The sequence below is a fragment of the Halomonas mongoliensis genome, from assembly GCF_052496345.1.
In genome coordinates this window covers 1009892-1031220 of sequence record NZ_CP199288.1, presented here as the reverse complement: position 1 = coordinate 1031220, position 21329 = coordinate 1009892, and the positions used below count along the sequence as shown (strand labels likewise).

The following is a 21329-nucleotide window of genomic DNA, read 5'->3' as shown; positions in this document are numbered from 1 at the left end:
GCCTCCGGCTGGCCTGATACGACGAAGCCCCCGTCGGCATGAACTGCCGGCGGGGGCTTTCGCTGTCTGGGTCACCCGGTGGCATGCGGCGTCCGGCCGGGGCCGAACGCGTTGCCCCGTTGGGGTGCTCTACAGCACGTAGTGGGTGGCAGAGCCAGGGCCCACCGGCAGGCCGAGAACAAACACCCAGACGAAGAAGAGCAGGCTCCAGCCCAGCAGCATGATCAGGGTATAGGGCAGCATCAGGGCGACAAGAGTGCCGATGCCCAGGTCCTTCCGGTAGCGTGCTGCCACCGCCATGATCAGGCCGAAGTAGCTCATCATCGGCGTGATCAGGTTGGTCACCGAGTCGCCGATCCGGTAGGCGGCCTGGATCACCTCCGGCGCATAGCCCATTAGCATCAGCATGGGCACGAAGATCGGCGCGGTCACCGCCCACTGGGCCGAGGCGCTGCCCAGGGAGAGGTTGACGAAGGCGCACAGCAGGATGAAGAGAGCGAAGAGCGCAGGCCCCTTGAGCCCCAGGGACTGCATCAGGTCGGCGCCGGCCACGGCGATCACGGTCCCGAAATTGCTCCAGTTGAACAGTGCCACGAACTGGGCGGCGAAGAAGACCAGCACGATATAGAGCCCGAGGCTGCTCATGCTCCTGGCCATGGCGTCGACCACGTCGCGGTCGCCGCGCATGGTGCCGGCCAGGCGGCCATAGACAAAGCCGAGGAGCGTGAAGGAGATCGCCACGATCACCACGATGCCGCTCAGGAAGGGCGACCCGCTGATCAGGCCGGTCTCAGGGTGGCGCAGCACGCCCCACTCCGGGACCACTAGCAGGGCCAGGCCGGCCACCAGGGCGAGGGTCGCCAGGCCGGTGCCCTTGAGCGCCCGTTTCTCCGTCGCCGAGAGGGTAGCCATCTGCTGGCTGTCGATATCCGCCTCGGCATAGGCGGCATCGAAGCGGCCCAGCTTGGGTTCGACGATACGCTCGGTCACCAGGCCGCCGATCAGGGTCACGGCGAAGGTGCTGACGATCATGAAGAACCAGTTGGCCTCGGCGCCGACCGTATAGGCCGGGTCGAGAAGCCGAGCCGCTTCCTGGGTAATGCCGGATAGCAGCGGGTCCACGGTGCCGATCAGCAGGTTGGCGCTATAGCCGCCTGACACCCCGCAGAAAGAAGCGGCCAGCCCCGCCAGGGGGTGGCGGCCCAGGGAGTGGAAGATCATCGCCGCCAGCGGAATCAGCACCACATAGCCGAGTTCGGCGGCCATGTTGGACATGATGCCGGCAAACACCACCGCATAGGTGACGATCCGCGGGGAGCGGTTCAGCACCAGGGCTCGCATGCTGGCCGAGAGCAGGCCGGAGTGCTCGGCTACCCCGACCCCGAGCATGGCCACCAGCACGGTGCCAAGCGGTGCGAAACCGGTGAAGTTGGTCACCATCTCGGTAACCAGTCGCCGCAGACCATCGGCGTTCATCAGGGAGTTGACGGCGATCCACTCGCCCTCGTTGGCGGGACGGGGATCGGCGACCGAAACGCCGAGGGCGCCGGCGATGCCGCTGGCCACCACCACGATGACGCAGAGCATGGCAAAGAGGGTGACGGGGTGGGGCAGCAGGTTACCGAGCCACTCCACGGTGTCGAGGAAGCGGGTGAAGGCACCGCGTCTGATGTGCTCTCCCCGCATACGGGAGCTGGACATGGTTGTTTCTCTTTAGGAGTGAGTTTGTAGTGGTATTTTTTGCCTTGAAGGCATGGCGCGCGACATTACTTCGAAGTGTCGGCGTCTGCAAACTCAATCTCTCTTACCCGTGACCTCACGCAGAGCGATCTCCCTGAGGAGGCCGCTCGGCGTGGTGAAGTAGCGGGTGGCGGGCTAGCGGAGTAGCGGGTGATTCAGGCCTTGCGGCGGGCCAGGGCCCAGCGCCGGGCGAGCAGGGTCAGCTCGATGACCGCGATCAGGATCAGCGCATAGCCGAGCAGCTCCACCACCTCTTCGGCGGCGTCCTTGAAGGTGCGCACATAGTGCTCCTCCATGACCGCCATCCAGAAGTCCTGGCGGCCGTAGAGGCGCGAGAAGACGTAGGTAGTGAGCACCCCTGCGGCAAAGAGGCCGAAGGAGAAGCTGTTGGCGTAGCTGGCGAACTCCTCGACGAAGCGTTTGCGCTCGCGGATCACCCAGAAGAGGATCGGCACTATCACCAGGGCCACCAGCACCTTCCAGGTATGGTAGGCCACCCGAGTATCCAGGAAGTAGTCCTGCTCCCGGATAAAGGAGCTGAAGGTGAAGGCGAACATCAGCAGGGTGACGGTGGGCAGCACCTTCAGCACCTGGCGGGTATAGAGCAGCAGCAGCGACGCCGTGAGCAGCACCGCGCTCTGGGCGAGCTCGGTGAAGCCGTACTCCGAGAAGCGCACCTCGGGGAAGTGCAGCGCCTCGATGTAGGCGCCCTGGGCAAGCCCTGCGATCAGCAGGATATAGAGGGTGGCGCGCAGGCAGGTAGCGGTAAAGCCGATCGGCCAGGGCTGGCCGGGAGGGGGGAGCTGAGACATGGCGTGTAGGGGCTTCCGGATCGAGACATTCATGATTGCATGTATTCTACTACCTAGGTCTCATGTTGCCCATGGTCGGGTAAACTTCTTTCTTTTCAAGGCTCTGTATCAGCTGGACGGTTTGTTTTCAAGCTATTGAAAAGCCTGGAACTACGCCATTGGTCGAGTCATGCCCAACAGGCTATTGCCGTGACGTCTCGACTCCTCTAGCTTACGTTAACGTAAAGTGCCGAACGCGGAGACGCATCGGCCAGTCCGCTGCCGAGATGGCCATAACAACGACAACGGCGCACAACAACGACAACAGCAATAACGGCGGATCGCTTCTGCGATCCAGAGAGGACGTCACATGACCCAGGACTTCATTCTGGAGACTCGCGGGTTGACCAAGGAGTTTCGCGGCTTCACCGCCGTGGACGATGTCAATCTGCAGGTCCAGGAGGGGCATATCCATGCCCTGATCGGCCCCAACGGGGCCGGCAAGACCACCGTCTTCAACCTGCTCACCAAGTTCCTGCCGCCCACTCGCGGCGAGATCCTCTATCGCGGCCAGCCGATCACCGGCATGAAGGCCAACGAGATTGCGCGGATGGGCCTGGTGCGCTCCTTCCAGATCTCCGCGGTGTTCGGCCACATGACCGCCATGGAGAACGTGCGCGTGGCGCTGCAGCGTCCCATGGGAACCTCCTTCCACTTCTGGAAGTCCGAGCGCACCCTCGACCACCTCAACGACCGCGCCATCGAGCTGCTCGAGGAGGTTGGCCTGCGCGACTATGCCGACGTGCTCACCGTGGAGATGCCCTACGGCCGCAAGCGCGCCCTGGAAGTGGCCACCACCCTGGCCATGGACCCCACCATGATGCTGCTCGACGAGCCGACCCAGGGCATGGGCGCCGAGGACGTCGATCGCATCGTCGAGCTGATCCGCCGCGTGGCCCGCGGGCGCACCGTGCTGATGGTGGAGCACAACCTCAGCGTGGTGAGCCGGCTGTGCGACCGCATCACCGTGCTGGCCCGCGGCGCGGTGCTGGCCGAGGGCGACTACGCCACCGTCTCCGCCGACCCGCGGGTCAAGGAGGCCTACATGGGCAGCGAAGCGGCGGAAGAGGAGGCCACGGCATGAATCAGGCAGCCCAAGCGGTGCAGGACCCGGCGCTCCAGTACCAGGACAACGATGGCGCCGAGATGCTCCGGGTCAGCGACCTGCACGCCTTCTACGGCGAGTCCCATATCCTCCACGGCGTCGATTTCAATGTGAAGCGCGGCGAGCTCGTGACCCTGCTCGGGCGCAACGGCGCCGGGCGCAGCACCACCCTCAAGTCGATCATGAACATGGTCGGCCGGCGCACCGGCTCGATCATGATCAACGGTAACGAGACCCTGGGCATGAAGGCCCACCGCATCCCCCGCCTGGGCATTGGCTACTGCCCCGAGGAGCGCGGCATCTTCGCCAGCCTCGACGTCGAGGAGAACCTGCTGCTGCCGCCCACGGTGCGCTCCGGCGGAATGTCGATCGACGAGATCTACGAGATGTTTCCCAACCTCTACGAGCGGCGCCGCAGCCAGGGCACCCGGCTCTCCGGGGGCGAGCAGCAGATGCTGGCCATGGCGCGGATCCTGCGCACCGGGGCGCGGCTGCTGCTGCTCGACGAGATCACCGAGGGGCTGGCGCCGGTCATCGTCCAGAAGCTGGGCGAGGTGCTGGTCAAGCTCAAGGAGCGCGGCATGACCATCGTGCTGGTGGAGCAGAACTTCCGCTTTGCCGCCCCCTTGGCCGACCGCCACTTCGTGATGGATCACGGGATGATCGTCGAGGAGATCTCGGCGGCGGAGCTGCCGAGCCGGCGCGAGCACCTGCATACCCTGCTGGGCGTATGAGTCGGCGCCGCCGCTGCTCCTCGCCGCGGCAAAAACAAATGCAACAACTGTCGTAACAACAACAAGAGCCCCGCCTCGGGGCAGAGGAGAATCACATGACCTTCATCAAGAAGAGCCTTACCGCCGCCGTCGCCCTGGCCGCCACCGCCGCCATGGCCACCACCGCCCAGGCCGAGATCAGCGACGGCGAGGTGCGCATCGGCTACCTGGCCGACATGTCCGGCACCTACCGCGATCTGGCCGGCCCCGGCGGCCTCGAGGCGCTGCGCATGGCCGTCGAGGACTTCGGGGGCAACGTCAACGGCGCACCGATCCAGGTGTTCAGCGCCGACGATCGCAACAGCGCCGACGTGGGCGCCAGCACCGTGCGCGAATGGATCGACACCCGCAATGTCGACATGGTGGCGGGCCTGGTGGCCTCCTCGGTGACCATCGCCGTGACCCGCGTGCTGGAGGAGAACAACAGCTTCGGCATCGTCTCCGCCTCCGCCGCCTCGAGCATCACCAACGAGCACTGCACCCCGAATCATATCCACTGGGTCTATGACACCTACCCGCTGGCCAACGGCACCGCTCGCGCGGTGGTGGAGCAGGGCGGTGACAGCTGGTTCATGCTTACCGCCGACTACGCCTTCGGCCACGCCCTGGAAGGCGATGTGACCCGCGTGGTCGAGGAAGCCGGCGGCGAGATCATTGGGGGCGTGCGCCATCCCTTCCCCACCGACGACTTCTCTTCCTACATCCTCCAGGCCCAGGGCTCCGGTGCCAAGATCATCGGCCTGGCCAACGCCGGCTCCGATACCGTCAACTCCATCATGACCGCCAGCCAGTTCGGCGTGGTCCAGGCTGGCCAGCAGCTCGCCGGTCTGCTGGTCTTCCTCAACGACGTCTACGCCATGGGCCTCGAGGATACCCAGGGGCTGCTGTTGACCACCGGCTGGTACTGGAACATGGACGACGAGTCCCGGGAGTGGTCCGAGCGCTACTACGAGCGCGTGGGTCGCATGCCGACCATGGTCCAGGCCGGCATCTACTCCAGCACCATGCACTACCTGCAGGCCGTCGAGGCCACCGGCAGCGATGACCCGGCCACCGTGCGCGAGTACATGATGGGGCAGGAGATCAACGACTTCTTCGCCCGTAACGGTCGCCTGCGCGAGGACGGCCGCATGGTCCATGACATGTACCTGGCCCAGGTGAAGTCGCCGGCCGAGTCCGAGCACGAGTGGGACCTCTACGAGATCCTCTCCACCATCCCCGCCGAGGAGGCGTACCGTCCGCTCTCCGAGAGCCAGTGCAAGCTGGTGCAGAACTGAAGCGAGCAGACCGGCGGCGGCGCGAGCCGCCGCCCCCTCTGACGGGAGATTCCTGACATGACGATGATATTCGGGGTGCCGCTGGCGGTGTTCCTCGGCCAGCTCCTGCTCGGCCTGATCAACGGTGCCTTCTACGCCCTGCTCAGCCTGGGCCTCGCGGTGATCTTCGGCCTGCTGAAGATCGTCAACTTCGCCCACGGCGCCATGTACATGCTGGGGGCCTTCGCCACCCTGCTGGGCATGCGCTACCTGGGCATCAACTACTGGACGGCGTTGCTGCTGGCGCCGCTGATCGTCGGCCTGTTCGGCATGCTGCTCGAGCGCACCATGCTGCGCCGCATCGCCCATCTGGACCACCTCTACGGCCTGCTGCTGACCTTCGGCCTGGCGCTGATCTTCGAGGGGACCCTGGTCAACTTCTTCGGCGTCTCGGGCGCTCGCTACCCGACCCCCGAGCTGCTGCAGGGCGGCTTCCAGACCGGCTTCATGTTCCTGCCCAAGTACCGCGCCTTCGTGCTGGTGGCGGCCATCGCGGTCTGCCTCTTCACCTGGTACATGATCGAGCGCACGCGCCTCGGCGCCTATCTGCGCGCCGGCACCGAGAACCCGGCGCTGATGCAGGCCTTCGGCGTCAACGTGCCGCTCCTGATCACCCTCACCTATGGCTTCGGCGTGGCCCTGGCCGCCTTCGCCGGGGTGCTGGCCGCACCGCTCTACCCGGTGTCGCCCACCATGGGCTCGAACCTCTTGATCGTGGTCTTCGCGGTAGTGGTGATCGGCGGCATGGGCTCGATCCTCGGCGCCGTGCTCACTGGCCTCGGCATGGGGCTGATCGAGGGCCTGACCAAGGTGTACTACCCCGAGGCGGCCAACACCGTGATCTTCCTGGTGATGATCCTGGTGCTGCTGCTGCGACCCGCCGGCCTGTTCGGCAAGGAGGCATGACCATGTCCGCGACCCAGACTCAGACGCTGACCCCCTCCATGAAGCGCCAGCGGCGCGCCGATATGCGCCGCAACGTTTTCTACCTGGTGCTGATCGGCATCGGCCTGGTGGCGCCCTTCGTCGCCTACCCGGTGTTCCTGATGAAGGTGCTCTGCTTCGCGCTCTTCGCCTGCGCCTTCAACCTGCTGCTCGGCTATGCGGGGCTGCTCTCCTTCGGGCATGCCGCCTTCCTGGCCACCGGCGGCTATATCACCGGCTACCTGCTGGCCAGCTACCCGGGGCTGACCCCGGAGCTTGGCATCATCGCAGGCACCCTGGTCGCCGTGGCCCTGGGGGCGGTGTTCGGTGCCCTGTCGATCCGTCGCCAGGGCATCTACTTCGCCATGGTGACCCTGGCGCTGGCCCAGCTGGTGTTCTTCGTCTACGTCCAGTCGCCCTTCACCGGCGGTGAGGACGGCCTGCACGGGGTGCCGCGGGGCGAGCTGTTCGGCATCATCAGCCTGCGCAGCAACCTGGCGATGTACTACTTCGTGTTCGCCATCTTCCTGTTCGGCTTCGCTCTGATCCAGCGTGCGGTGCACTCGCCCTATGGCCAGGTGCTCAAGGCGATTCGCGAGAACGAGCCGCGGGCGATCTCGCTGGGCTACAACGTCGACGCCTACAAGCTGGTGGCCTTCGTCCTCTCCGCGGGCCTCGCCGGCCTGGCCGGCTCCACCAAGACGGTGGTCTTCCAGCTCGCTTCCCTGACCGATGCCCACTGGCACATGTCCGGCGAGGTGATCCTGATGACCCTGCTCGGCGGGGTGGGTACCCTGTTCGGCCCGGTGGTCGGCGCCGGCATCGTGGTCAGCCTGCAGCACATGCTGGCCCAGTCGCCCCTGGGCAACTGGGTGGGACCGATCCTCGGGGTGATCTTCGTGATCTGCGTGCTGAGCTTCCGCAGCGGCATCGTCGGCGAGATCCTCAAGTCCTACCGCAAGAACTTCAAGTAGGCGGACTCGCGGTATCGACAGCCACGCCAGCGAAGGCGCCCCACGGGGCGCCTTCCTGTTGTCAGGGCGGGCTCGCTTCTGGCCGGAGCTAGAGGATGCCCTTGGACTTGGCCGTATGGATGGCGATGGCATCCATCAGGGGCGGCGAGAGGCAGTCATAGGGCTCCAGTTTCAGCGCCTTCAGCCTGTCGCGTACCTTGCCCATGTTGTCCGGATTGGCGCCGGACTCGATGATCGACGACACGAAGGCCGCGAACTCCGGCGCGGCCCAGCCATCGTCGTCGGAGAGCTCGGTATGGATGAAGTCGAGGCCGTGGAAGGGGTGGCCGGTATTCTCGATGCGGCCGAACATGTGAACCCCGCACTCCTTGCAGGCGTGGCGCTGGATGGCGGCCGAGGGGTCGACGATCTCCAGCTTCTCCTCGTGACCCGTGACGCTGAGGCTGTCACGGGGCACCACGGCCACCATGGAGAAGAGAGCGCCTTCGGGCTTCCAGCACTTGGTGCAGCCGCATACGTGGTTGTGGGCGCACTGGGACTCGACGCTGACCTCGACGCGGTTGCTGGCGCAGTGGCAGTGCAGGGTACCGCCGCTGAAGCTCTCGCTGCCGGCCTTCAGACCGCCATCCACCGCGGGGTGAATTGGGACGCTGCTGTTCGGGGTTGCCTGGGTGCTCGCCGCAACGGATGGCGCCGCCGGGGTGCCCCTGTGCTGGCTGGTTGCGGTGGCAGGGGCGCTCTGGCCCCCGAACCAGCGTTTCAGGGTATCCATCAGGCCCATGGGCTTGCGCTCTTCGTTCAGGCTCAGTCGTGTCAACATGGTCGTTCACCTCGCGTGGCCATTGTTGTTATCGCATTGGCTCCAGGGAACTGGGGCGTGCACTGCTGTCAGTCTAGGTGGCGCGGCGAGGGGAGATTATGCTCCAGCGACACTAGTGCGTTCCCGTCAGGCAACGGTTAAGTGGATTGCGTGTGGTACCACCAGCGGCGGGGAGGCCCGGCCTCCAGCAGGGCCTCCTCGGGACCGCCGGCCGCGACCGCCTCGTTCATGAGCGGCAGAAGATCCGCGACTCGTGAACGTTGCGCGGCGTCAGTGCCCCGACCGTGCCGGCGGCGCCGTCTTCTGCCTCGCGGCGGGCCGCCTCGATCAGGTGGTGGTTCGGGGAGAGCGAGCAGACCGGGTCGGTGGCATCGGGGTCGCCGGTCAGCAGGTAGGCCTGGCAGCGGCAGCCGCCGACGTCGCGATGGCGCTCGTCACAGCTGCGACAGGGCTCCTGCATCCAGGCATCGCCGCGATAGCGATTGAAGGCCTCGCTGTCGTACCAGATCTCGCGCAGCGGCCGGTCGCGGACGCTGGGAAAGGTCATCGGCAGCAGCCGGGCGCTGTGGCACGGCAGCACGGCACCATCCGGGGCCACGGTCATGAAGATCGAGCCCCAGCCGCCCATGCACGCCTTGGGCCGGTCGTTGTAGTAGTCGGGCACCACGAACAGCAGGTCCATGGCGCGTCCCCGCTCGGCGAGGCGTGTCCGCCAGCGGCCGGTGGTCGCCTCCGCGGCCTCGAGCTGCTCGCGGCTCGGCAGCAGTCCTGCCCGGTTGAGGTGGGCCCAGCCGTAGAGCTGGCAGTTGGCCAGCTCCACGGCGTCGGCGCCGAGCTCGTCGCACAGGGCAATGATGGCATCGAGCTGGTCGATGTTGTGGCGGTGCAGCACCACGTTGAGCACCATGGGATAGCCGGCGGCCTTGACCGCCCGGGCCATGGCCAGCTTCCTGGCATGCGCCTTCGCGGAGCCCGCCACCGCCGCGGCCACGTCGGGGTCGGAGGCCTGCAGGCTGATCTGGATATGATCGAGGCCGGCCTCGCGCAGGGCGGCGATGCGGGCCTCGTCGAGGCCCTGGGCCGAGGTGATCAGGTTGGTGTAGAAGCCCAGCCGGCGCGCCTCGGCCACCAGCTGCTCGAGGTCCTGGCGCACCAGGGGCTCGCCACCGGAGAAGCCCAGCTGCACGGCGCCCATCTCGCGGGCCTGGGCCAGGAGGTCGAGCCACTCCGCGGTGGTCAGCTCCTCCCTGACGCCGGCGAAATCCAGGGGGTTGGAGCAGTAGGCGCACTGCAGGGGGCAGCGGTAGGTGAGCTCGGCCAGCAGCCAGAGCGGTGCGCCGCTGTGGGCATTGATGGTGGCGGTGTCGGTGCGGTCAGTCATGCTGGATCCAGCCCTGTTGCGAGGCCTCGACGAGGAACGCCTGGACGTCCAGGGCGATGGCCCCTGCCGGCGCCTGGGGGTAACGCGCCTCGAGCCGCTGGATCACGGCCTCCACGTCGCGCTGGCCGTCGAGTTCGCCGAGGATGGCACCGGCGGTGTCGTTGAGCTGCACCATGCCCTCGGGATAGAGCAGCACATGGCGCTGCTGGGCCTCTTCCCACTGCAGGCGCCAGCCCGGACGCAGGCGGCAGACACTGGTGGCTCGGATCATGGTCGCCATCACGACACCCCCCGATGGTAGACCCGCTGGTCGGTGACGGTGTGGTAGGGCGGCCGGCCGAGCTGGTAGGCCAGGGTCATGGCGTCGAGCATCGACCACAGCACGTCGAGCTTGAACTGCAGGATCTCCAGGGCTCGCTCCTGGGTCGCCCGGGTGGTGCAGACCGCCAGGGCCACCTCGAGCCCGTGTTCGACGTCCCGTCGCGCCTCGGTCAGCCGCTTGCGGAAGTAGCCATAGCCGGCCGTGTCGATCCAGGGATAGTGGGTCGGCCAGGTCGCCAGGCGGCTGCGGTGGGCCTCCGGTGCGAACAGCTCGGTGAGCGACGAGATCGCCGCCTCGCGCCAGTCCGCGCGGCGCACGAAGTTGACGTAGGCATCCACCGCGAAGCGGACCCCCGGCAGGACATGCTCCTGGGACCAGAGCTCGTCGCGGGAGAGGCCCACCGCCTCGCCCAGGGTCAGCCAGGCCTCGATGCCGCCGCCGTCGGCGTCATGGCCGTCATGGTCGAGCAGGCGCTGGATCCAGCGCCGCCGAAAGGCGGCGTCGGGGCAGTTGGCCAGCAGGGCGGCATCCTTCTGGGGGATAGTGATCTGGTAGTAGAAGCGGTTGGCGACCCAGCCTCGCAGCTGTTCCGGGCTGGCGCGCCCCTCGGCCATGTCGACCTGGTAGGGGTGGTGGATATGGTAGTAGGCGCCCTTGGCCATCAGGGCCTCGCGGAAGGCAGAGGGGCTCAGGGCTTCTCTCTGCGCTGTCGTCGACGCGATGCGAGTCATGCGGGACTCCTCCTGCTGGGCCCGACCGGGTCAGGCCCCTTCTGCGTGAGACGGTGGGACGTGCCGAGGGGTTCACACCTCCAGGCGCATGCCGTCGTAGGCCACCTGGAGCGGGAAGCCGCCTCTCGCCGCGGCGCCAAGCACCAATACCTGCATGTCAGTCTCCCCGGGCCGGATCAGCCTGCTGGCGCAGGGGGAAAGAAAAAGGCTGACGCACCCGGGGGCGGCGTCAGCCGTGTCGGAACTTCCTGGCGCTGAAGGTCAGCGATTGGAAATGTACAGCGTTACCTCGAAGCCGAGGCGTAGATCCTGATAGGCAGGTTTGGTCCACATGGGAGTCCCTCCTCGTCGGCCGGTTTTCGTCAGACTGCACACCTCAGTCAAGCACGCCGGGCGAGTTCCGCCTTGCGACCAAGGTCGTAGAGGCCGAGGTGGGAGTCCATCACGACATCCGGCGGGGATCACCAGTCCCGTCACCATGCGCCCCGGCAGGGATGTGGCCGCATTGTTGCCGAGAGGCAAAAGTCTTTTGCTTCGGGCAGAGGCGGAAAACCGCCGGCCAGGGCAAGCGCCGCCGAAAGATGTGCTAGACCTTCTGTTGTCAACACCTGAATCAGGAAAACAATCACAACGAGGTGTGCCGACCCCTGGCACACACTCCAGCGCACTGCGCGGAGACACGCCATGCTACGTCCAATCCTCTATACGGCAGCGGCCGCCGGGATGCTCTCGGCTGCCATTGCCCATGCCAACCAGAATCTGCTGGAGCTACAGCAGAACCCCGAATACTGGCCGACCCAGCTGGGCAACTACCAGGGCAATCGCTACAGCCAGCTGGACCAGATCAACCGCGACAACGTGAATGACCTGCGCTCGGTCTGGCAGTTCTCCACCGGCGTCCTGCGCGGCCACGAGGGCGGTCCCCTCTACGTGGGCGACGGGCGCCTCTACATCCACACGCCGTTCCCCAACAAGGTCTTCGCTCTCGACCTGGAGGACGAGGGGCGCGTGATCTGGAGCTACGAGCCCGATCAGGACTCCCGGGTCATTCCCGTGATGTGTTGCGACACCGTCAACCGCGGTCTGGCCTATGCCGACGGGCGACTCTTTCTCGGCCAGGCCGACAATACCCTGATCGCGCTGGACGCCGAGACCGGCGAGCTGCTCTGGGACGTCAGCAACGGGGACCACTCCGTCGGCGAGACCAACACCATGTCGCCGCTGGTGGTCCATGACAAGGTCATCGTCGGCATCAGCGGCGGGGAGTACGGCATCCGCGGCCACATCACCGCCTATGACGTCGAGAGCGGCGAGATGGCCTGGCGCGGCTACTCCACCGGCCCCGACGACGAGGTGCTGATCGACCCGAGCGTCACCCTGATGATGGGCGAGCCCATCGGTGAGGCAGACCTGGGCCTGACTACCTGGCCGGAGGGCGAGTGGGAGCGCGGCGGCGGGGCCCCCTGGGGCTGGGTCACCTATGATCCCGACCTCGACCTGATCTACTACGGCACCGGCAACCCGGGGACCTGGAACCCCGAGCAGCGCACCAAGGACGGCGAGCCGGCCGACAACAAGTGGGCGATCACCGTCTTCGCCCGTGATCCCAACGACGGCTCGGTCAAGTGGGTCTACCAGAAGGTGCCCTTCGACGAGTGGGACTATGACGGGGTCAACGAGAACCAGCTGATCGACGTCGAGTTCAACGGCGAGGAGCGCAAGGGGCTGGCGATCATCGACCGCACCGGCTTCGGCTTCCTGCTGGATCGCGAGACCGGGGAGCTGCTGGTGGCCGAGAAGTTTGCCCCCGAGACCAACTGGGCCGACAGCTATGACATGGAGACTGGCCGACCCAATGTCAACGAGCAGTACAGCACCTATCGCCAGGGGGTGAACGTCAACACCACCGACATCTGTCCCACCGCCATGGGCGCCAAGAACATGCAGCCCAGCGCCTACTCGCCGAAGACCGGGCTCCTCTATGCGGGGATCAACCGGATCTGCATGAACTATGAACCCTATGAGACCGACTACGTGGCGGGCCAGCCCTATGTGGGGGCGACCCTGACCATGATGCCGGCGCCGCTGCAGAACGGCGGCATGGAAGGCCGCATGGGCAGCTTCATCGCCTGGGATCCGGTAGCCGGCGAGGTGGTCTGGGAGATCGACGAGCGCTTCGCGGTGTGGAGCGGCGCCCTGGCCACGGCCGGCGACCTGGCCTTCTACGGCACCCTCGAGGGGCACGTGAAGGCGGTGGATATCGAGACCGGGGAGGAGCTGTGGCGCTTCAAGACTCCCTCCGGAATCATCGGCAACGTGAACACCTTCATGCACGAGGGCAAGCAGTATGTGGGGGTGCTCTCCGGGGTTGGTGGCTGGGCCGGGATCGGCCTGGCGGCAGGGCTCGAGGACCCTGAGGAGGGCCTGGGGGCCGTCGGCGTCTTCTCAGCCCTGGGCGACTACACCAAGCTCGGCGGGGTGCTGACGGTCTTCGCACTGCCGGACTGAGTGACGTCCCATGCCCATCCGGCGGGGCACGAGCGGTCGCCCGTGCCCCGCCGACCTATCCGACCCCGGGGGCAGGGCCCCCGGTGCCACGAGAAGGACGGTCTGCATGACGGTATTCCAGCGCCTTTACGGCCATTCCCTGCCTGTTGTTCTGCTGAGTCTCTTGCTTGTCCCCCCGGCGGTGGCGAAGGAGCTGGGGGAGGCGCCCTACCGGCCCGGGGACTACGTGGTCGAGGATGGCAAGGTCGACCCCAACACCTATGAGGGGTATCTCGTCTACACCCGCGCCTGCATGGCCTGCCATGGGCCTGATGGCCTGGGCTCCTCCTTCGCCCCCAACCTGATCCGCGCCGCCGAGCGGCGTGGCTGGGCCGATTTCGCCGGCACGGTAGCGGCGGGGCGGGAGGTGCAGCCGGGGCAGGTGATGCCCTCCTTCGCCGACGATCCCTACGTGATGCGCAATATTCCCTACATCTTCAGCTACATGAAGGCCCGCGGCGAGGGTGGGCTTGGACGCGGCCGGCCTCGCATCATCGAGTCGATGGCGGAAGAGGCCGAGGAGCCGGAGGAAGTGAGCGAGTAACGCCTCGAGGAGGCGGAATAGTGCCTCGGCGTCCATGCTGATTCGAGTCCCGCCGCCAACGTACCCTTCCGGCAATGGAGGCCCCATGCCCAACAGAATGCTTCGATGCCTGCCACTGCTGCTGGCCGCTTTACTGCTCGGCTGGGTCCTGGCTCCGGCGGTGGCCGACCTGCCGGAACGGCAGGAGCGCGAGGCCCTGCGGGTCTGTGCCGACGGCAATAACCTTCCCTTCAGCAGCGAGGCCGGCGAGGGCTTCGAGAACCGTATCGCCGAGCTCATGGCCGAGGACCTGGGCGTCCCCCTGGTCTATGTCTGGTCGCCTCAGGTGATGGGGTTCGTGCGCAACACCCTGGAGCTGAGGGTCTGCGACGTCATGATCGGCGCCGTGGCCGGCTACGAGTTCGTGCAGAACAGCAACGAGGTCTATCGCTCGGTCTACGCCCTGGTGGTGCCCGAGGCGTCGGACCTCGAGGTCACCCGCTTGACGGATCCGGCGCTGCAGGGGCGGCGCATCGGCGTGGTGACCGAGACGCCGCCCCTGGTGCCCCTGCGCCGCACCGGAGCGATCCTCCAGAGCTACCCCCTGATGGTCGATACCCGGGTCCGGGCACCGGTGCGCGACGCCATCGAGGATGTGGTGGCCGGCCGCACCGAGGGCGCCGTGCTGTGGGGGCCGCTGGCCGGCTACTATGCCGCCCGCGCGGAGCCGCCGCTCAGGGTCATCCCGCTGGTCGACGACGACTCGGGGGCACGCCTGGACTACCGCATCACCATGGGGCTGCGCCGCGGGGAGCCTCACTGGAAGGACTGGATCAACGACTTCATCGACCGCCGCCGGGACGAGATCCACGCCATCCTCGCCGAGTACGGGGTGCCCCTGCTCGACCGGCGCGGCCAGCTGCTTTCCCCCGGCGCAGGAGGTGACTCATGAGGCTCGCACGGTTGCCGGCACGGGCCGCGCCCGCGCTGCTGGCCCTGGCGCTCGGCTCGGGCCTGCTGCTCTGCGCCGTGCCGTCGGTCGAGGCCCAGCGTGCGGCGGCGGGGCCTCCCGACTGGCCCTGCGTGCAGCGCCTGATCCCGGAGCTTGCCTGGGGCACCCTCTGGACCGGCCCCTCCCTGGACGACCTGGAGCAGCGCTGGTGGGAGGACGAGGAGGTCGGCCGGGTGGTGCGCTTCGCCATGGCTCGCGATACCCCCCCGGAGCAGGCGCTGGCGCGGGTGCGCGACTTCGTGGCATCGCTGGAGGATGACGAGGCACAAGCGCGGCTGACGCTGCTGTTCGCCGGGCTCTTCGAGCTTACCGGCCGCCAGCGCGGCCGCGCCATCGATGCCGTGCGCCAGGCGAGCCGTGCCCAGGTGGCGCGCCTCGACACCATCTCCGCCATGGTCGATGAGCTGGAGGCGCTGCGGGCCGATGAGGGCGCGAGCCCGGAGGAGATCGAACGGCTCTCGGACGCCCTGTTCTGGGAGCAGCGCACCTTTCAGATGCGCCAGCAGACGCTGCCGGCCATGTGCGAACAGCCCTATCTGCTGGAGGAGACACTCAGCCGCATGGTGCGGTTGATCATGGAGCGGATGCCCCAGCGGTAAGACGCCGCCGGGCAGATGACAACAACAAGACCAGCGGCAGCCATGGCTGCCTGAGGAGCCTGCATGAGAACCTTGCCACGCTTACCCCTGCCACACTGGCTGGCACTGGGAGGCATCATCGTCGGCCTGAGCTGGTCGGCGACGCTGCCGGCCGATGCCCCGGAGACCATGACGCTCGGCTATCTGGGCATGGAGCGGCCGGACGACCTGGAGCCGCTCTCGGTGCTCGCCCCGGTGCTCGATGACGAGGGGCGCCAGGGGGCGCGCCTGGGGGTCAACGACAACAACGCCACGGCGCAGTTTCTCGACCAGGAGTTCGTGCTCCACGAGGCCGAGGTGGCGCTGGGTGACGACGTCGGCGAGGCGCTGCAGGGCCTGATCGACCAGGGGGCCGACTGGATCATCAGCGGCCTGCCCTATGATGCACTGCTGGAGGTGATGGCCCACCCGGCCCTGGGTGATCGCGTGGTGTTCAACGCCTGGGCCCCGGACGATGTCCTGCGCGGGGAGTCCTGTCACCCCAACCTCTACCACACCACGCCGAGCCGGCGGATGCTGGCCGATGCCCTGGCCCAGTTCCTCGGCTACAAGCAGTGGGATCGCTGGGCGTTGGTCCATGGCAACACCGACGAGGATCGCCTGCTCGCCGAGACCCTGCGCGCCTCGGCCGAGCGCTACGGCCATCGCATCGTCGGCGACAAGATGTGGCCCCACGACCCCATGGCGCGACGCGCCGAGGGGGGCTTCCATGCCATCCAGCGCGAGATCCCGGTGTTCGTCCAAGACTTCCCGGACCACGATGTCCTGGTGATCGCCGACGAGACCGACTACTTCGGCGAGTACTTCCCCTTCCAGACCTGGATCCCGCGCCCGGTGGTGGGCACCCAGGGGCTGATCGCCACCCCCTGGCACCGTGCCCACGAGTCCTGGGGCGCGGTGCAGCTGCAGCGTCGCTTCGAGAAGCTGGCCGATCGCTGGATGACACCCCGCGACTTCGGCGCCTGGCTCGCCGTGCGCTCCCTGGGCGAGGCGGCGGCGCGCACCGGCTCCGTGGAGCGGGACACCGTCCTCACCTACATGCTCGGCGAGGAGTTCGAGCTCGCCGGCTATCTCGGTTTTCCTGTCAGCTACCGCACCTGGAACCATCAGCTGCGCCAGCCGATCCTGGTCACCGGCCCGCGCATGGTGGCGTCGGTCTCGCCCCAGGAGGGCTATCTGCATCCACGCACGCCGCTCGATACGCTCGGCGCCGATGAGGGGGAATCATCATGTCAATTCTGAGCCGGGGACGCCTGATTCCTGCCATCAAGCATGTCGCCATCGGCCTGGCGCTGGGCGGCGGCCTGCTGGCGCTGCCCCTCGCCGCCCAGGCCGAACGCATCTTCGTCTCCAACGAGAAGGACAACACCATCTCGGTGATCGACGGCGCCAGCCTCGAGGTGGTGGAAACCATCCCTGTCGGCCGCCGTCCGCGCTCCATGGCCTTCAGCAGCGACGGCAGCGAGCTGTTCGTGGCGGTGGGCGACGACGAGTCCATCGACATGATCGACCTGGAGAGCCTGCGCGTGGTGCGCAGTCAGGCCTCCGGCGACGACCCCGAGGTGATCCGCGTCGATCCCAACCGCCCCTATATCTACGTCTCCAACGAGGATGACAACATCGTCTCGGTGCTCGACTACGAGGCCCGCACCCTGGTCACCGAGATACCCGTGGGCGTGGAGCCCGAGGGGCTCGGCATCAGCCCCGACGGGCGCTGGCTGGTCTCCACCACCGAGACCTCCAACATGGCGCACATCATCGATACCGAGACCATGGAGGCGGTCCACCATCGCCTGGTGGGCGCCCGGCCGCGGCATGCCGAGTTCACCCACGACGGTCGCGAGGCCTGGGTCTCGGCAGAGATCGCCGGGACGGTATCGATCCTCGACATGGAGGAGACCTTCGACGTCAAGCACACCATCCGCTTCGAGGTTCCGGGGGTGCCTCGGGAGACCGTCCAGGCGGTGGGAGTCGTCCTGACCTCCGATGGGCGCTACGCCTTCGTGGCGCTGGGGCCCTCCAACCGGGTGGCGGTGGTGGACCAGCAGACCTATGAGGTCCTCGACTACATCCTGGTGGGGCAGCGGGTCTGGCACCTGGCCCTCAACGGCGACGAGAGCCGCCTCTACACCACCAACGGGGTAAGCGGCGATGTCACCGTGATCGAGGTCGATGGCCTGAGGGCGATCCGCTCGATCCCGGTGGGGCGCTTCCCCTGGGGGGTGATCGTCGAACCGTGAGTGATTCGCCCACCAGGGAGGGGGACGCACCTGCCCTCGAGGTCCGGGAGCTGAGCTTCGCCTATGGCGGCCGGCCGGTGCTGGAGACGATCTCCCTGGCCATCGCGGCCGGGGAGTTCGTCGTGCTGCTGGGCCCCAACGGCGCCGGCAAGACCACGCTCTTCTCGCTGGTCACCCGACTGCATGACCGGCGCCGGGGCGAGATCCGCATCGGCGGCTTTGATGTGAAACGCCAGGCGGTGAAGGCCCATGCCCGGATCGGCGTGGTGTTCCAGCAACCGACCCTGGATCTGGATCTCAGCGTTGGCCAGAACCTGGCCTACCATGCGGCCCTGCACGGCATGGGGTCCGGGGAGGCGCGCCGCCGGGCCGATGCCCAGCTGGCCCGGGTCGGCCTCGCCGATCGCCGGCGCACCCGGGTACGCCAGCTCTCCGGCGGTCAGCGCCGGCGCGTGGAGATCGCCCGGGGCCTGCTCCACGAGCCGCGGCTGCTGCTCCTCGACGAGCCCACCGTGGGGCTCGACGTGGCCTCGCGGCGCGAGCTGGTCGAGCATGCCCATCGGCTCTGCGCCGAGGAGGGCGTGGCGGTGCTCTGGGCCACCCACCTCATCGACGAGGTGCGTCCGGGGGATAGGGTGCTGGTGCTGCATCGGGGGCGGCTCTTGGCCGACGGCACGCCCGAGGCACTCTCCGCCCGGCTAGGCGTCGCCACCCTGGGGGAGGCCTTCGATCGCCTGGTCGGGGACGAGGAGGCGCCATGCGACTGATGCCCTGGCTGCACTGCCTGCGCGGCGTGGTGGGGCGCGAGCTGCTGCGCTTCCTGCACCAGCGCAGCCGCTTCTTCGCCGCCCTGGTGCGGCCGCTGGTATGGCTGTTCGTGTTCGCCGTCGGCTTTCGCATGGCACTGGGCGTGGCCATGACCGAGCCCTACCAGACCTACATCCTCTACGAGGTCTACATCGTGCCGGGGCTGGTGGGCATGATCCAGCTGTTCAACGGCATGCAGAGCTCGCTCTCCATGGTCTATGACCGGGAGATGGGCAGCATGCGAGTGCTGCTGGTCAGCCCCTTTCCGCGCTGGTACCTGCTGGTCTGCAAGCTGCTGGCCAGCACCCTGGTCTCGGTGGTGCAGGTCTATGTCTTCCTTGCCATCGCCTGGTGGTACGGCATCCAGGCGCCGCCGATGGGCTATCTGTGGATCCTGCCGGCGCTGCTGGTCACCGGCTTCATGGTCGGGGCCCTGGGGCTCTTGCTCTCCACCTTCGTGCGTCAGCTGGAGAACTTCGCCGGGGTCATGAACTTCGTGATCTTTCCGATGTTCTTCCTCTCCTCGGCGCTCTACCCGCTGTGGCGCGTCCGTGAGGGCAGCTACCTGGTCTACCAGATCGCCGCCTTCAACCCCTTCACCCACGCCGTGGAGATGCTCCGCTTCGCCCTCTACGAGCGCTTCAACGGCGAGGCGATCCTGATCAGCGTGGCGGTGACCCTGGTGCTGCTGGCGCTGGCGATCCTCGGCTACAACCCCTCCCGCGGCCTGATGGCACGCAAGGGCGGCGGCGACTGAAGGCGAGGCGGGGGCTCAGGGCTCGGCGTCGGCGGCGAGGGCCTCGAGGTAGCGGATGATCTGCCGGCGGGGCCGTTCGGCGAGCCCCCACAGCACCATGCGGTTGCCAGGCAGGAACTCCGCCGGGGCGGCGAGGAAGGCGTCGAGGGTCTCGGCGTTCCACTCGAAGTCGGCGGCCTCCAGCACCGGCGAGTAGCCGAAGCCCTCGAGGCCGCCGGCGGGGCGCCCGATCAGCCCATGCAGGCTGGGGCCGGCGATATGCCGCCCCGGGGCCAGGCTGTGGCAGCCGACACACTGGCTGCGAAACAGCCTCTCCCCCTGGCGGCGGTCGGCGTCATCGGCCGCCGCGGGTGTCGCGGCCAGGGCCGCCGAGAGGGCGATGCCTGCCAGACGGCGCCGAAGTGCGAGCAGGTGATGGCGTGCCATGGGGCCTCAGAAGCAGCGCAGGTTGGCATCGGCCTGGGCCTGGTGCAGGGCCTGCACCTGGTCCTGCATGCCGCGCTCGGTACGGAACAGCACCCCCAGCTCGCCGCGCTGGTCCTGCATGCCCATTACCGTGGCGACCTGCTCGTAGGTCTCGTAGCTGAGGTGCTCGGCGATGACGTCGATGCTGCAGGAGCACTTCTGCATGGTCAGGTAGCTGTTGCCGTTGGCCGCCATGCAGCCCAGCACGTAGTCGACCCGGCTCTCCGTGGGGTAGTCGTTGGCCAGGGCGGCGGGGCTGACCAGCAGCGAGAGCGAGAGCAGCGAGAGGACCAGCAGGGGCAGGGCGGAGGAGCGTCCGGCGCCTGGTGGGAGGAAGGTGCGCATCATCGGGACCTCGGGGAGTGGAAGCGCCAGTGCGATACCCCTTCAAGCTATGGCACCTTGCCGCTTTTTTCCACTGCGTCGGTCGTCGAGGGCTCGTCGTGGGCCGGTCCGAAGTTGCGGCGCACCGGCAGCAGCTCCTCGATATGCGCCACCAGGTAGTCGATGAACTGATAGACCTTGGGCGAACGGTGGCGATGGCGAGGGTAGACGGCCCAGACCGCGGTGTCGTCATGGCGATAGGCGTCGAGCACCGAGATCAGCTCGCCGCTGGCGAGGTAGGGGTCCACGTAGTAGTCGGGCAGCTGGGCCAGCCCCAGGCCCTTGAGGGCGGCATCCAGCAGGGCGGGGCCGGAGTTGCCCTCCCAGGGGCCCTCGACGCGCACCTCGCGGCGCACGCCGTGAATGTCGAACCGCCAGTGGTCCCGGGAGCCGACCAGGCAGCGGTGCCGGGAGAGCTCCGAGAGGGTGTGGGGTACCGGCACCCGGGCGAAGTACTCCGGGGAGCCGACGACATACTCGTGGCGCTCGCAGAGCCGCCGGGCGATCAGCGTCGAGTCCTTCAGCGTACCCATGCGGATGGCGATGTCGTAGCCCTCGTTGATGATATCCACCTGGCGGTTGGTGAAGTGGAAGCGCACCTCGAGCTGCGGATTGAGCCGCATGAAGTCATTGATCAGCGGGGCCACGAAGCGCTCGCCGAAGGTGGTCGCCGAGGTCAGCTTGAGGACGCCGCGCGGCTGTGCCTGCAGGTCGTTGATGGCGGCCTCGGCATCGCGCAGACCGTCGAACAGATGGTGGCAGTGCTCGTAGTAGAGCGCCCCGGCGTCGGTCAGCCGAATCTGGCGGGTGGTGCGGTAGAGGAGGGTGGTCCCCAGCTGGGCCTCCAGCTGGCTGACCAGTCGGCTGACATGGGAGTTGGAGACCTTCAGCTGCCGCGCGGCGGCGGCGAAGGTCCCCAGCCGCACCACCTCGACGAATGCCTCTACCCTGTCCCAGCGTTGCATGGTCACCTCATGAGCAAGGATTGTTGCTGTTGGACAATAATGTCATGTCTTTAA

At 67.3% G+C, this 21329-nt stretch carries 23 protein-coding genes; 13 read left to right on the top strand and 10 right to left on the bottom strand.

Annotated elements, in window-relative coordinates:
• Positions 1 to 129: 129 nt before the first annotated feature.
• Together ACRYRV_RS04705 and ACRYRV_RS04700 are read right to left on the bottom strand one after the other, a co-directional pair.
• Positions 130 to 1701: an AbgT family transporter gene (locus ACRYRV_RS04705; protein ID WP_444985782.1), complete on the bottom strand. Its 1572-nt coding sequence runs from the start codon at positions 1699 to 1701 to the stop codon at positions 130 to 132.
• A gap of 194 nt (positions 1702 to 1895) precedes the next feature.
• Positions 1896 to 2552, bottom strand: a complete 657-nt coding sequence (locus ACRYRV_RS04700) for a hypothetical protein (protein ID WP_444985783.1) — start codon at positions 2550 to 2552, stop codon at positions 1896 to 1898.
• A gap of 349 nt (positions 2553 to 2901) precedes the next feature.
• Between ACRYRV_RS04700 and ACRYRV_RS04695 the strand changes: the two genes are divergently transcribed.
• The 5 genes from ACRYRV_RS04695 to ACRYRV_RS04675 all read left to right on the top strand — a co-directional run bounded on the left by ACRYRV_RS04695 (position 2902) and on the right by ACRYRV_RS04675 (position 7683).
• The gene (locus tag ACRYRV_RS04695; protein WP_309636084.1) at positions 2902 to 3675 is read left to right on the top strand and encodes an ABC transporter ATP-binding protein; all 774 of its coding nucleotides are present in this window, start codon (positions 2902 to 2904) and stop codon (positions 3673 to 3675) included.
• 62 nt (positions 3676 to 3737) lie between these two features.
• Positions 3738 to 4430 (top strand): ABC transporter ATP-binding protein, encoded by a 693-nt coding sequence (locus ACRYRV_RS04690; RefSeq protein WP_253451963.1) that lies wholly within the window; start codon positions 3738 to 3740, stop codon positions 4428 to 4430.
• 95 nt (positions 4431 to 4525) lie between these two features.
• The gene (locus ACRYRV_RS04685) at positions 4526 to 5746 is read left to right on the top strand and encodes an ABC transporter substrate-binding protein (RefSeq protein ID WP_253448752.1); all 1221 of its coding nucleotides are present in this window, start codon (positions 4526 to 4528) and stop codon (positions 5744 to 5746) included.
• 57 nt (positions 5747 to 5803) lie between these two features.
• The gene (locus tag ACRYRV_RS04680) at positions 5804 to 6691 is read left to right on the top strand and encodes a branched-chain amino acid ABC transporter permease (RefSeq protein WP_253448753.1); all 888 of its coding nucleotides are present in this window, start codon (positions 5804 to 5806) and stop codon (positions 6689 to 6691) included.
• Between the two features lie 2 nt (positions 6692 to 6693).
• A complete protein-coding gene (locus tag ACRYRV_RS04675; RefSeq protein WP_253448755.1) occupies positions 6694 to 7683 on the top strand; it encodes a branched-chain amino acid ABC transporter permease in 990 nt (329 codons plus the stop codon).
• Between the two features lie 88 nt (positions 7684 to 7771).
• Here the strand turns inward: ACRYRV_RS04675 and gfa are convergent, their stop codons facing one another.
• From gfa to pqqA, 5 genes are all read right to left on the bottom strand, one after another.
• Entirely contained in the window at positions 7772 to 8503 is a 732-nt protein-coding gene (gene gfa, locus ACRYRV_RS04670) for an S-(hydroxymethyl)glutathione synthase (protein ID WP_444985784.1), read from the bottom strand.
• Between the two features lie 226 nt (positions 8504 to 8729).
• Positions 8730 to 9884 (bottom strand): pyrroloquinoline quinone biosynthesis protein PqqE, encoded by a 1155-nt coding sequence (gene pqqE, locus ACRYRV_RS04665; protein WP_309636088.1) that lies wholly within the window; start codon positions 9882 to 9884, stop codon positions 8730 to 8732.
• On the bottom strand, positions 9877 to 10164 hold the full coding sequence (gene pqqD, locus ACRYRV_RS04660; RefSeq protein WP_309636089.1) for a pyrroloquinoline quinone biosynthesis peptide chaperone PqqD: 288 nt from the start codon (positions 10162 to 10164) through the stop codon (positions 9877 to 9879). Before pqqD ends, pqqE begins: the two co-directional genes overlap by 8 nt.
• A complete protein-coding gene (gene pqqC / locus ACRYRV_RS04655) occupies positions 10164 to 10937 on the bottom strand; it encodes a pyrroloquinoline-quinone synthase PqqC (RefSeq protein WP_444985785.1) in 774 nt (257 codons plus the stop codon). The genes pqqD and pqqC overlap by 1 nt, the downstream gene beginning before the upstream one ends.
• A gap of 261 nt (positions 10938 to 11198) precedes the next feature.
• Positions 11199 to 11270 (bottom strand): pyrroloquinoline quinone precursor peptide PqqA, encoded by a 72-nt coding sequence (gene pqqA, locus ACRYRV_RS04650; RefSeq protein WP_119023712.1) that lies wholly within the window; start codon positions 11268 to 11270, stop codon positions 11199 to 11201.
• Positions 11271 to 11621: 351 nt separating this feature from the next.
• On the opposite strand from pqqA, the gene ACRYRV_RS04645 reads away from it, so the two are divergent.
• The 8 genes from ACRYRV_RS04645 (at position 11622) to ACRYRV_RS04610 (ending at position 19461) form a co-directional block, all read left to right on the top strand.
• Positions 11622 to 13445 carry a methanol/ethanol family PQQ-dependent dehydrogenase gene (locus ACRYRV_RS04645; RefSeq protein ID WP_309636091.1) on the top strand — a complete coding sequence of 608 codons (1824 nt, stop codon included), beginning with the start codon at positions 11622 to 11624 and terminating at the stop codon, positions 13443 to 13445.
• A gap of 106 nt (positions 13446 to 13551) precedes the next feature.
• Complete coding sequence (locus ACRYRV_RS04640; RefSeq protein WP_444985786.1) at positions 13552 to 14028, top strand: c-type cytochrome; 477 nt, start codon at positions 13552 to 13554, stop codon at positions 14026 to 14028.
• Positions 14029 to 14113: 85 nt separating this feature from the next.
• Positions 14114 to 14959: a quinoprotein dehydrogenase-associated putative ABC transporter substrate-binding protein gene (locus tag ACRYRV_RS04635; RefSeq protein WP_444985787.1), complete on the top strand. Its 846-nt coding sequence runs from the start codon at positions 14114 to 14116 to the stop codon at positions 14957 to 14959.
• Complete coding sequence (locus tag ACRYRV_RS04630) at positions 14956 to 15618, top strand: hypothetical protein (protein ID WP_444985788.1); 663 nt, start codon at positions 14956 to 14958, stop codon at positions 15616 to 15618. Before ACRYRV_RS04635 ends, ACRYRV_RS04630 begins: the two co-directional genes overlap by 4 nt.
• 63 nt (positions 15619 to 15681) lie before the next feature.
• Positions 15682 to 16899, top strand: a complete 1218-nt coding sequence (locus ACRYRV_RS04625) for an ABC transporter substrate-binding protein (protein WP_444985789.1) — start codon at positions 15682 to 15684, stop codon at positions 16897 to 16899.
• On the top strand, positions 16887 to 17897 hold the full coding sequence (locus ACRYRV_RS04620; RefSeq protein WP_309636096.1) for a PQQ-dependent catabolism-associated beta-propeller protein: 1011 nt from the start codon (positions 16887 to 16889) through the stop codon (positions 17895 to 17897). The genes ACRYRV_RS04625 and ACRYRV_RS04620 overlap by 13 nt, the downstream gene beginning before the upstream one ends.
• On the top strand, positions 17894 to 18664 hold the full coding sequence (gene ccmA / locus ACRYRV_RS04615) for a heme ABC exporter ATP-binding protein CcmA (RefSeq protein WP_309636097.1): 771 nt from the start codon (positions 17894 to 17896) through the stop codon (positions 18662 to 18664). Before ACRYRV_RS04620 ends, ccmA begins: the two co-directional genes overlap by 4 nt.
• The gene (locus ACRYRV_RS04610) at positions 18655 to 19461 is read left to right on the top strand and encodes an ABC transporter permease (RefSeq protein WP_444985790.1); all 807 of its coding nucleotides are present in this window, start codon (positions 18655 to 18657) and stop codon (positions 19459 to 19461) included. Before ccmA ends, ACRYRV_RS04610 begins: the two co-directional genes overlap by 10 nt.
• 15 nt (positions 19462 to 19476) lie before the next feature.
• On the opposite strand, the gene ACRYRV_RS04605 is transcribed toward ACRYRV_RS04610, so the two are convergent.
• The 3 genes from ACRYRV_RS04605 to ACRYRV_RS04595 are packed head-to-tail and all read right to left on the bottom strand — an operon-like array spanning position 19477 to position 21275.
• Positions 19477 to 19887 carry a c-type cytochrome gene (locus ACRYRV_RS04605; RefSeq protein WP_444985791.1) on the bottom strand — a complete coding sequence of 137 codons (411 nt, stop codon included), beginning with the start codon at positions 19885 to 19887 and terminating at the stop codon, positions 19477 to 19479.
• A 6-nt stretch (positions 19888 to 19893) separates the two neighbouring features.
• On the bottom strand, positions 19894 to 20274 hold the full coding sequence (locus ACRYRV_RS04600; RefSeq protein WP_302141254.1) for a hypothetical protein: 381 nt from the start codon (positions 20272 to 20274) through the stop codon (positions 19894 to 19896).
• Positions 20275 to 20318: 44 nt separating this feature from the next.
• Complete coding sequence (locus tag ACRYRV_RS04595; protein ID WP_309636099.1) at positions 20319 to 21275, bottom strand: LysR family transcriptional regulator; 957 nt, start codon at positions 21273 to 21275, stop codon at positions 20319 to 20321.
• Positions 21276 to 21329 lie beyond the last annotated feature (54 nt).

What these genes read in the sequence shown, in the direction of transcription:
- ACRYRV_RS04705 (WP_444985782.1), bottom strand. Translation starts at nt 1,701, where the DNA reads ATGTCCAGCTCCCGTATGCGGGGAGAGCACATCAGACGCGGTGCCTTC.
- ACRYRV_RS04675 (WP_253448755.1), top strand. Translation starts at nt 6,694, where the DNA reads ATGTCCGCGACCCAGACTCAGACGCTGACCCCCTCCATGAAGCGCCAG.
- ACRYRV_RS04680 (WP_253448753.1), top strand. Translation starts at nt 5,804, where the DNA reads ATGACGATGATATTCGGGGTGCCGCTGGCGGTGTTCCTCGGCCAGCTC.
- pqqE (WP_309636088.1), bottom strand. Translation starts at nt 9,884, where the DNA reads ATGACTGACCGCACCGACACCGCCACCATCAATGCCCACAGCGGCGCA.
- ACRYRV_RS04685 (WP_253448752.1), top strand. Translation starts at nt 4,526, where the DNA reads ATGACCTTCATCAAGAAGAGCCTTACCGCCGCCGTCGCCCTGGCCGCC.
- ACRYRV_RS04700 (WP_444985783.1), bottom strand. Translation starts at nt 2,552, where the DNA reads ATGTCTCAGCTCCCCCCTCCCGGCCAGCCCTGGCCGATCGGCTTTACC.
- ACRYRV_RS04695 (WP_309636084.1), top strand. Translation starts at nt 2,902, where the DNA reads ATGACCCAGGACTTCATTCTGGAGACTCGCGGGTTGACCAAGGAGTTT.
- ACRYRV_RS04605 (WP_444985791.1), bottom strand. Translation starts at nt 19,887, where the DNA reads ATGGCACGCCATCACCTGCTCGCACTTCGGCGCCGTCTGGCAGGCATC.
- ACRYRV_RS04635 (WP_444985787.1), top strand. Translation starts at nt 14,114, where the DNA reads ATGCCCAACAGAATGCTTCGATGCCTGCCACTGCTGCTGGCCGCTTTA.
- ACRYRV_RS04595 (WP_309636099.1), bottom strand. Translation starts at nt 21,275, where the DNA reads ATGCAACGCTGGGACAGGGTAGAGGCATTCGTCGAGGTGGTGCGGCTG.
- pqqD (WP_309636089.1), bottom strand. Translation starts at nt 10,164, where the DNA reads ATGGCGACCATGATCCGAGCCACCAGTGTCTGCCGCCTGCGTCCGGGC.
- gfa (WP_444985784.1), bottom strand. Translation starts at nt 8,503, where the DNA reads ATGTTGACACGACTGAGCCTGAACGAAGAGCGCAAGCCCATGGGCCTG.
- ACRYRV_RS04690 (WP_253451963.1), top strand. Translation starts at nt 3,738, where the DNA reads ATGCTCCGGGTCAGCGACCTGCACGCCTTCTACGGCGAGTCCCATATC.
- ACRYRV_RS04630 (WP_444985788.1), top strand. Translation starts at nt 14,956, where the DNA reads ATGAGGCTCGCACGGTTGCCGGCACGGGCCGCGCCCGCGCTGCTGGCC.
- ACRYRV_RS04625 (WP_444985789.1), top strand. Translation starts at nt 15,682, where the DNA reads ATGAGAACCTTGCCACGCTTACCCCTGCCACACTGGCTGGCACTGGGA.
- ACRYRV_RS04645 (WP_309636091.1), top strand. Translation starts at nt 11,622, where the DNA reads ATGCTACGTCCAATCCTCTATACGGCAGCGGCCGCCGGGATGCTCTCG.
- ACRYRV_RS04620 (WP_309636096.1), top strand. Translation starts at nt 16,887, where the DNA reads ATGTCAATTCTGAGCCGGGGACGCCTGATTCCTGCCATCAAGCATGTC.
- ACRYRV_RS04610 (WP_444985790.1), top strand. Translation starts at nt 18,655, where the DNA reads ATGCGACTGATGCCCTGGCTGCACTGCCTGCGCGGCGTGGTGGGGCGC.
- pqqC (WP_444985785.1), bottom strand. Translation starts at nt 10,937, where the DNA reads ATGACTCGCATCGCGTCGACGACAGCGCAGAGAGAAGCCCTGAGCCCC.
- ACRYRV_RS04600 (WP_302141254.1), bottom strand. Translation starts at nt 20,274, where the DNA reads ATGATGCGCACCTTCCTCCCACCAGGCGCCGGACGCTCCTCCGCCCTG.
- ACRYRV_RS04640 (WP_444985786.1), top strand. Translation starts at nt 13,552, where the DNA reads ATGACGGTATTCCAGCGCCTTTACGGCCATTCCCTGCCTGTTGTTCTG.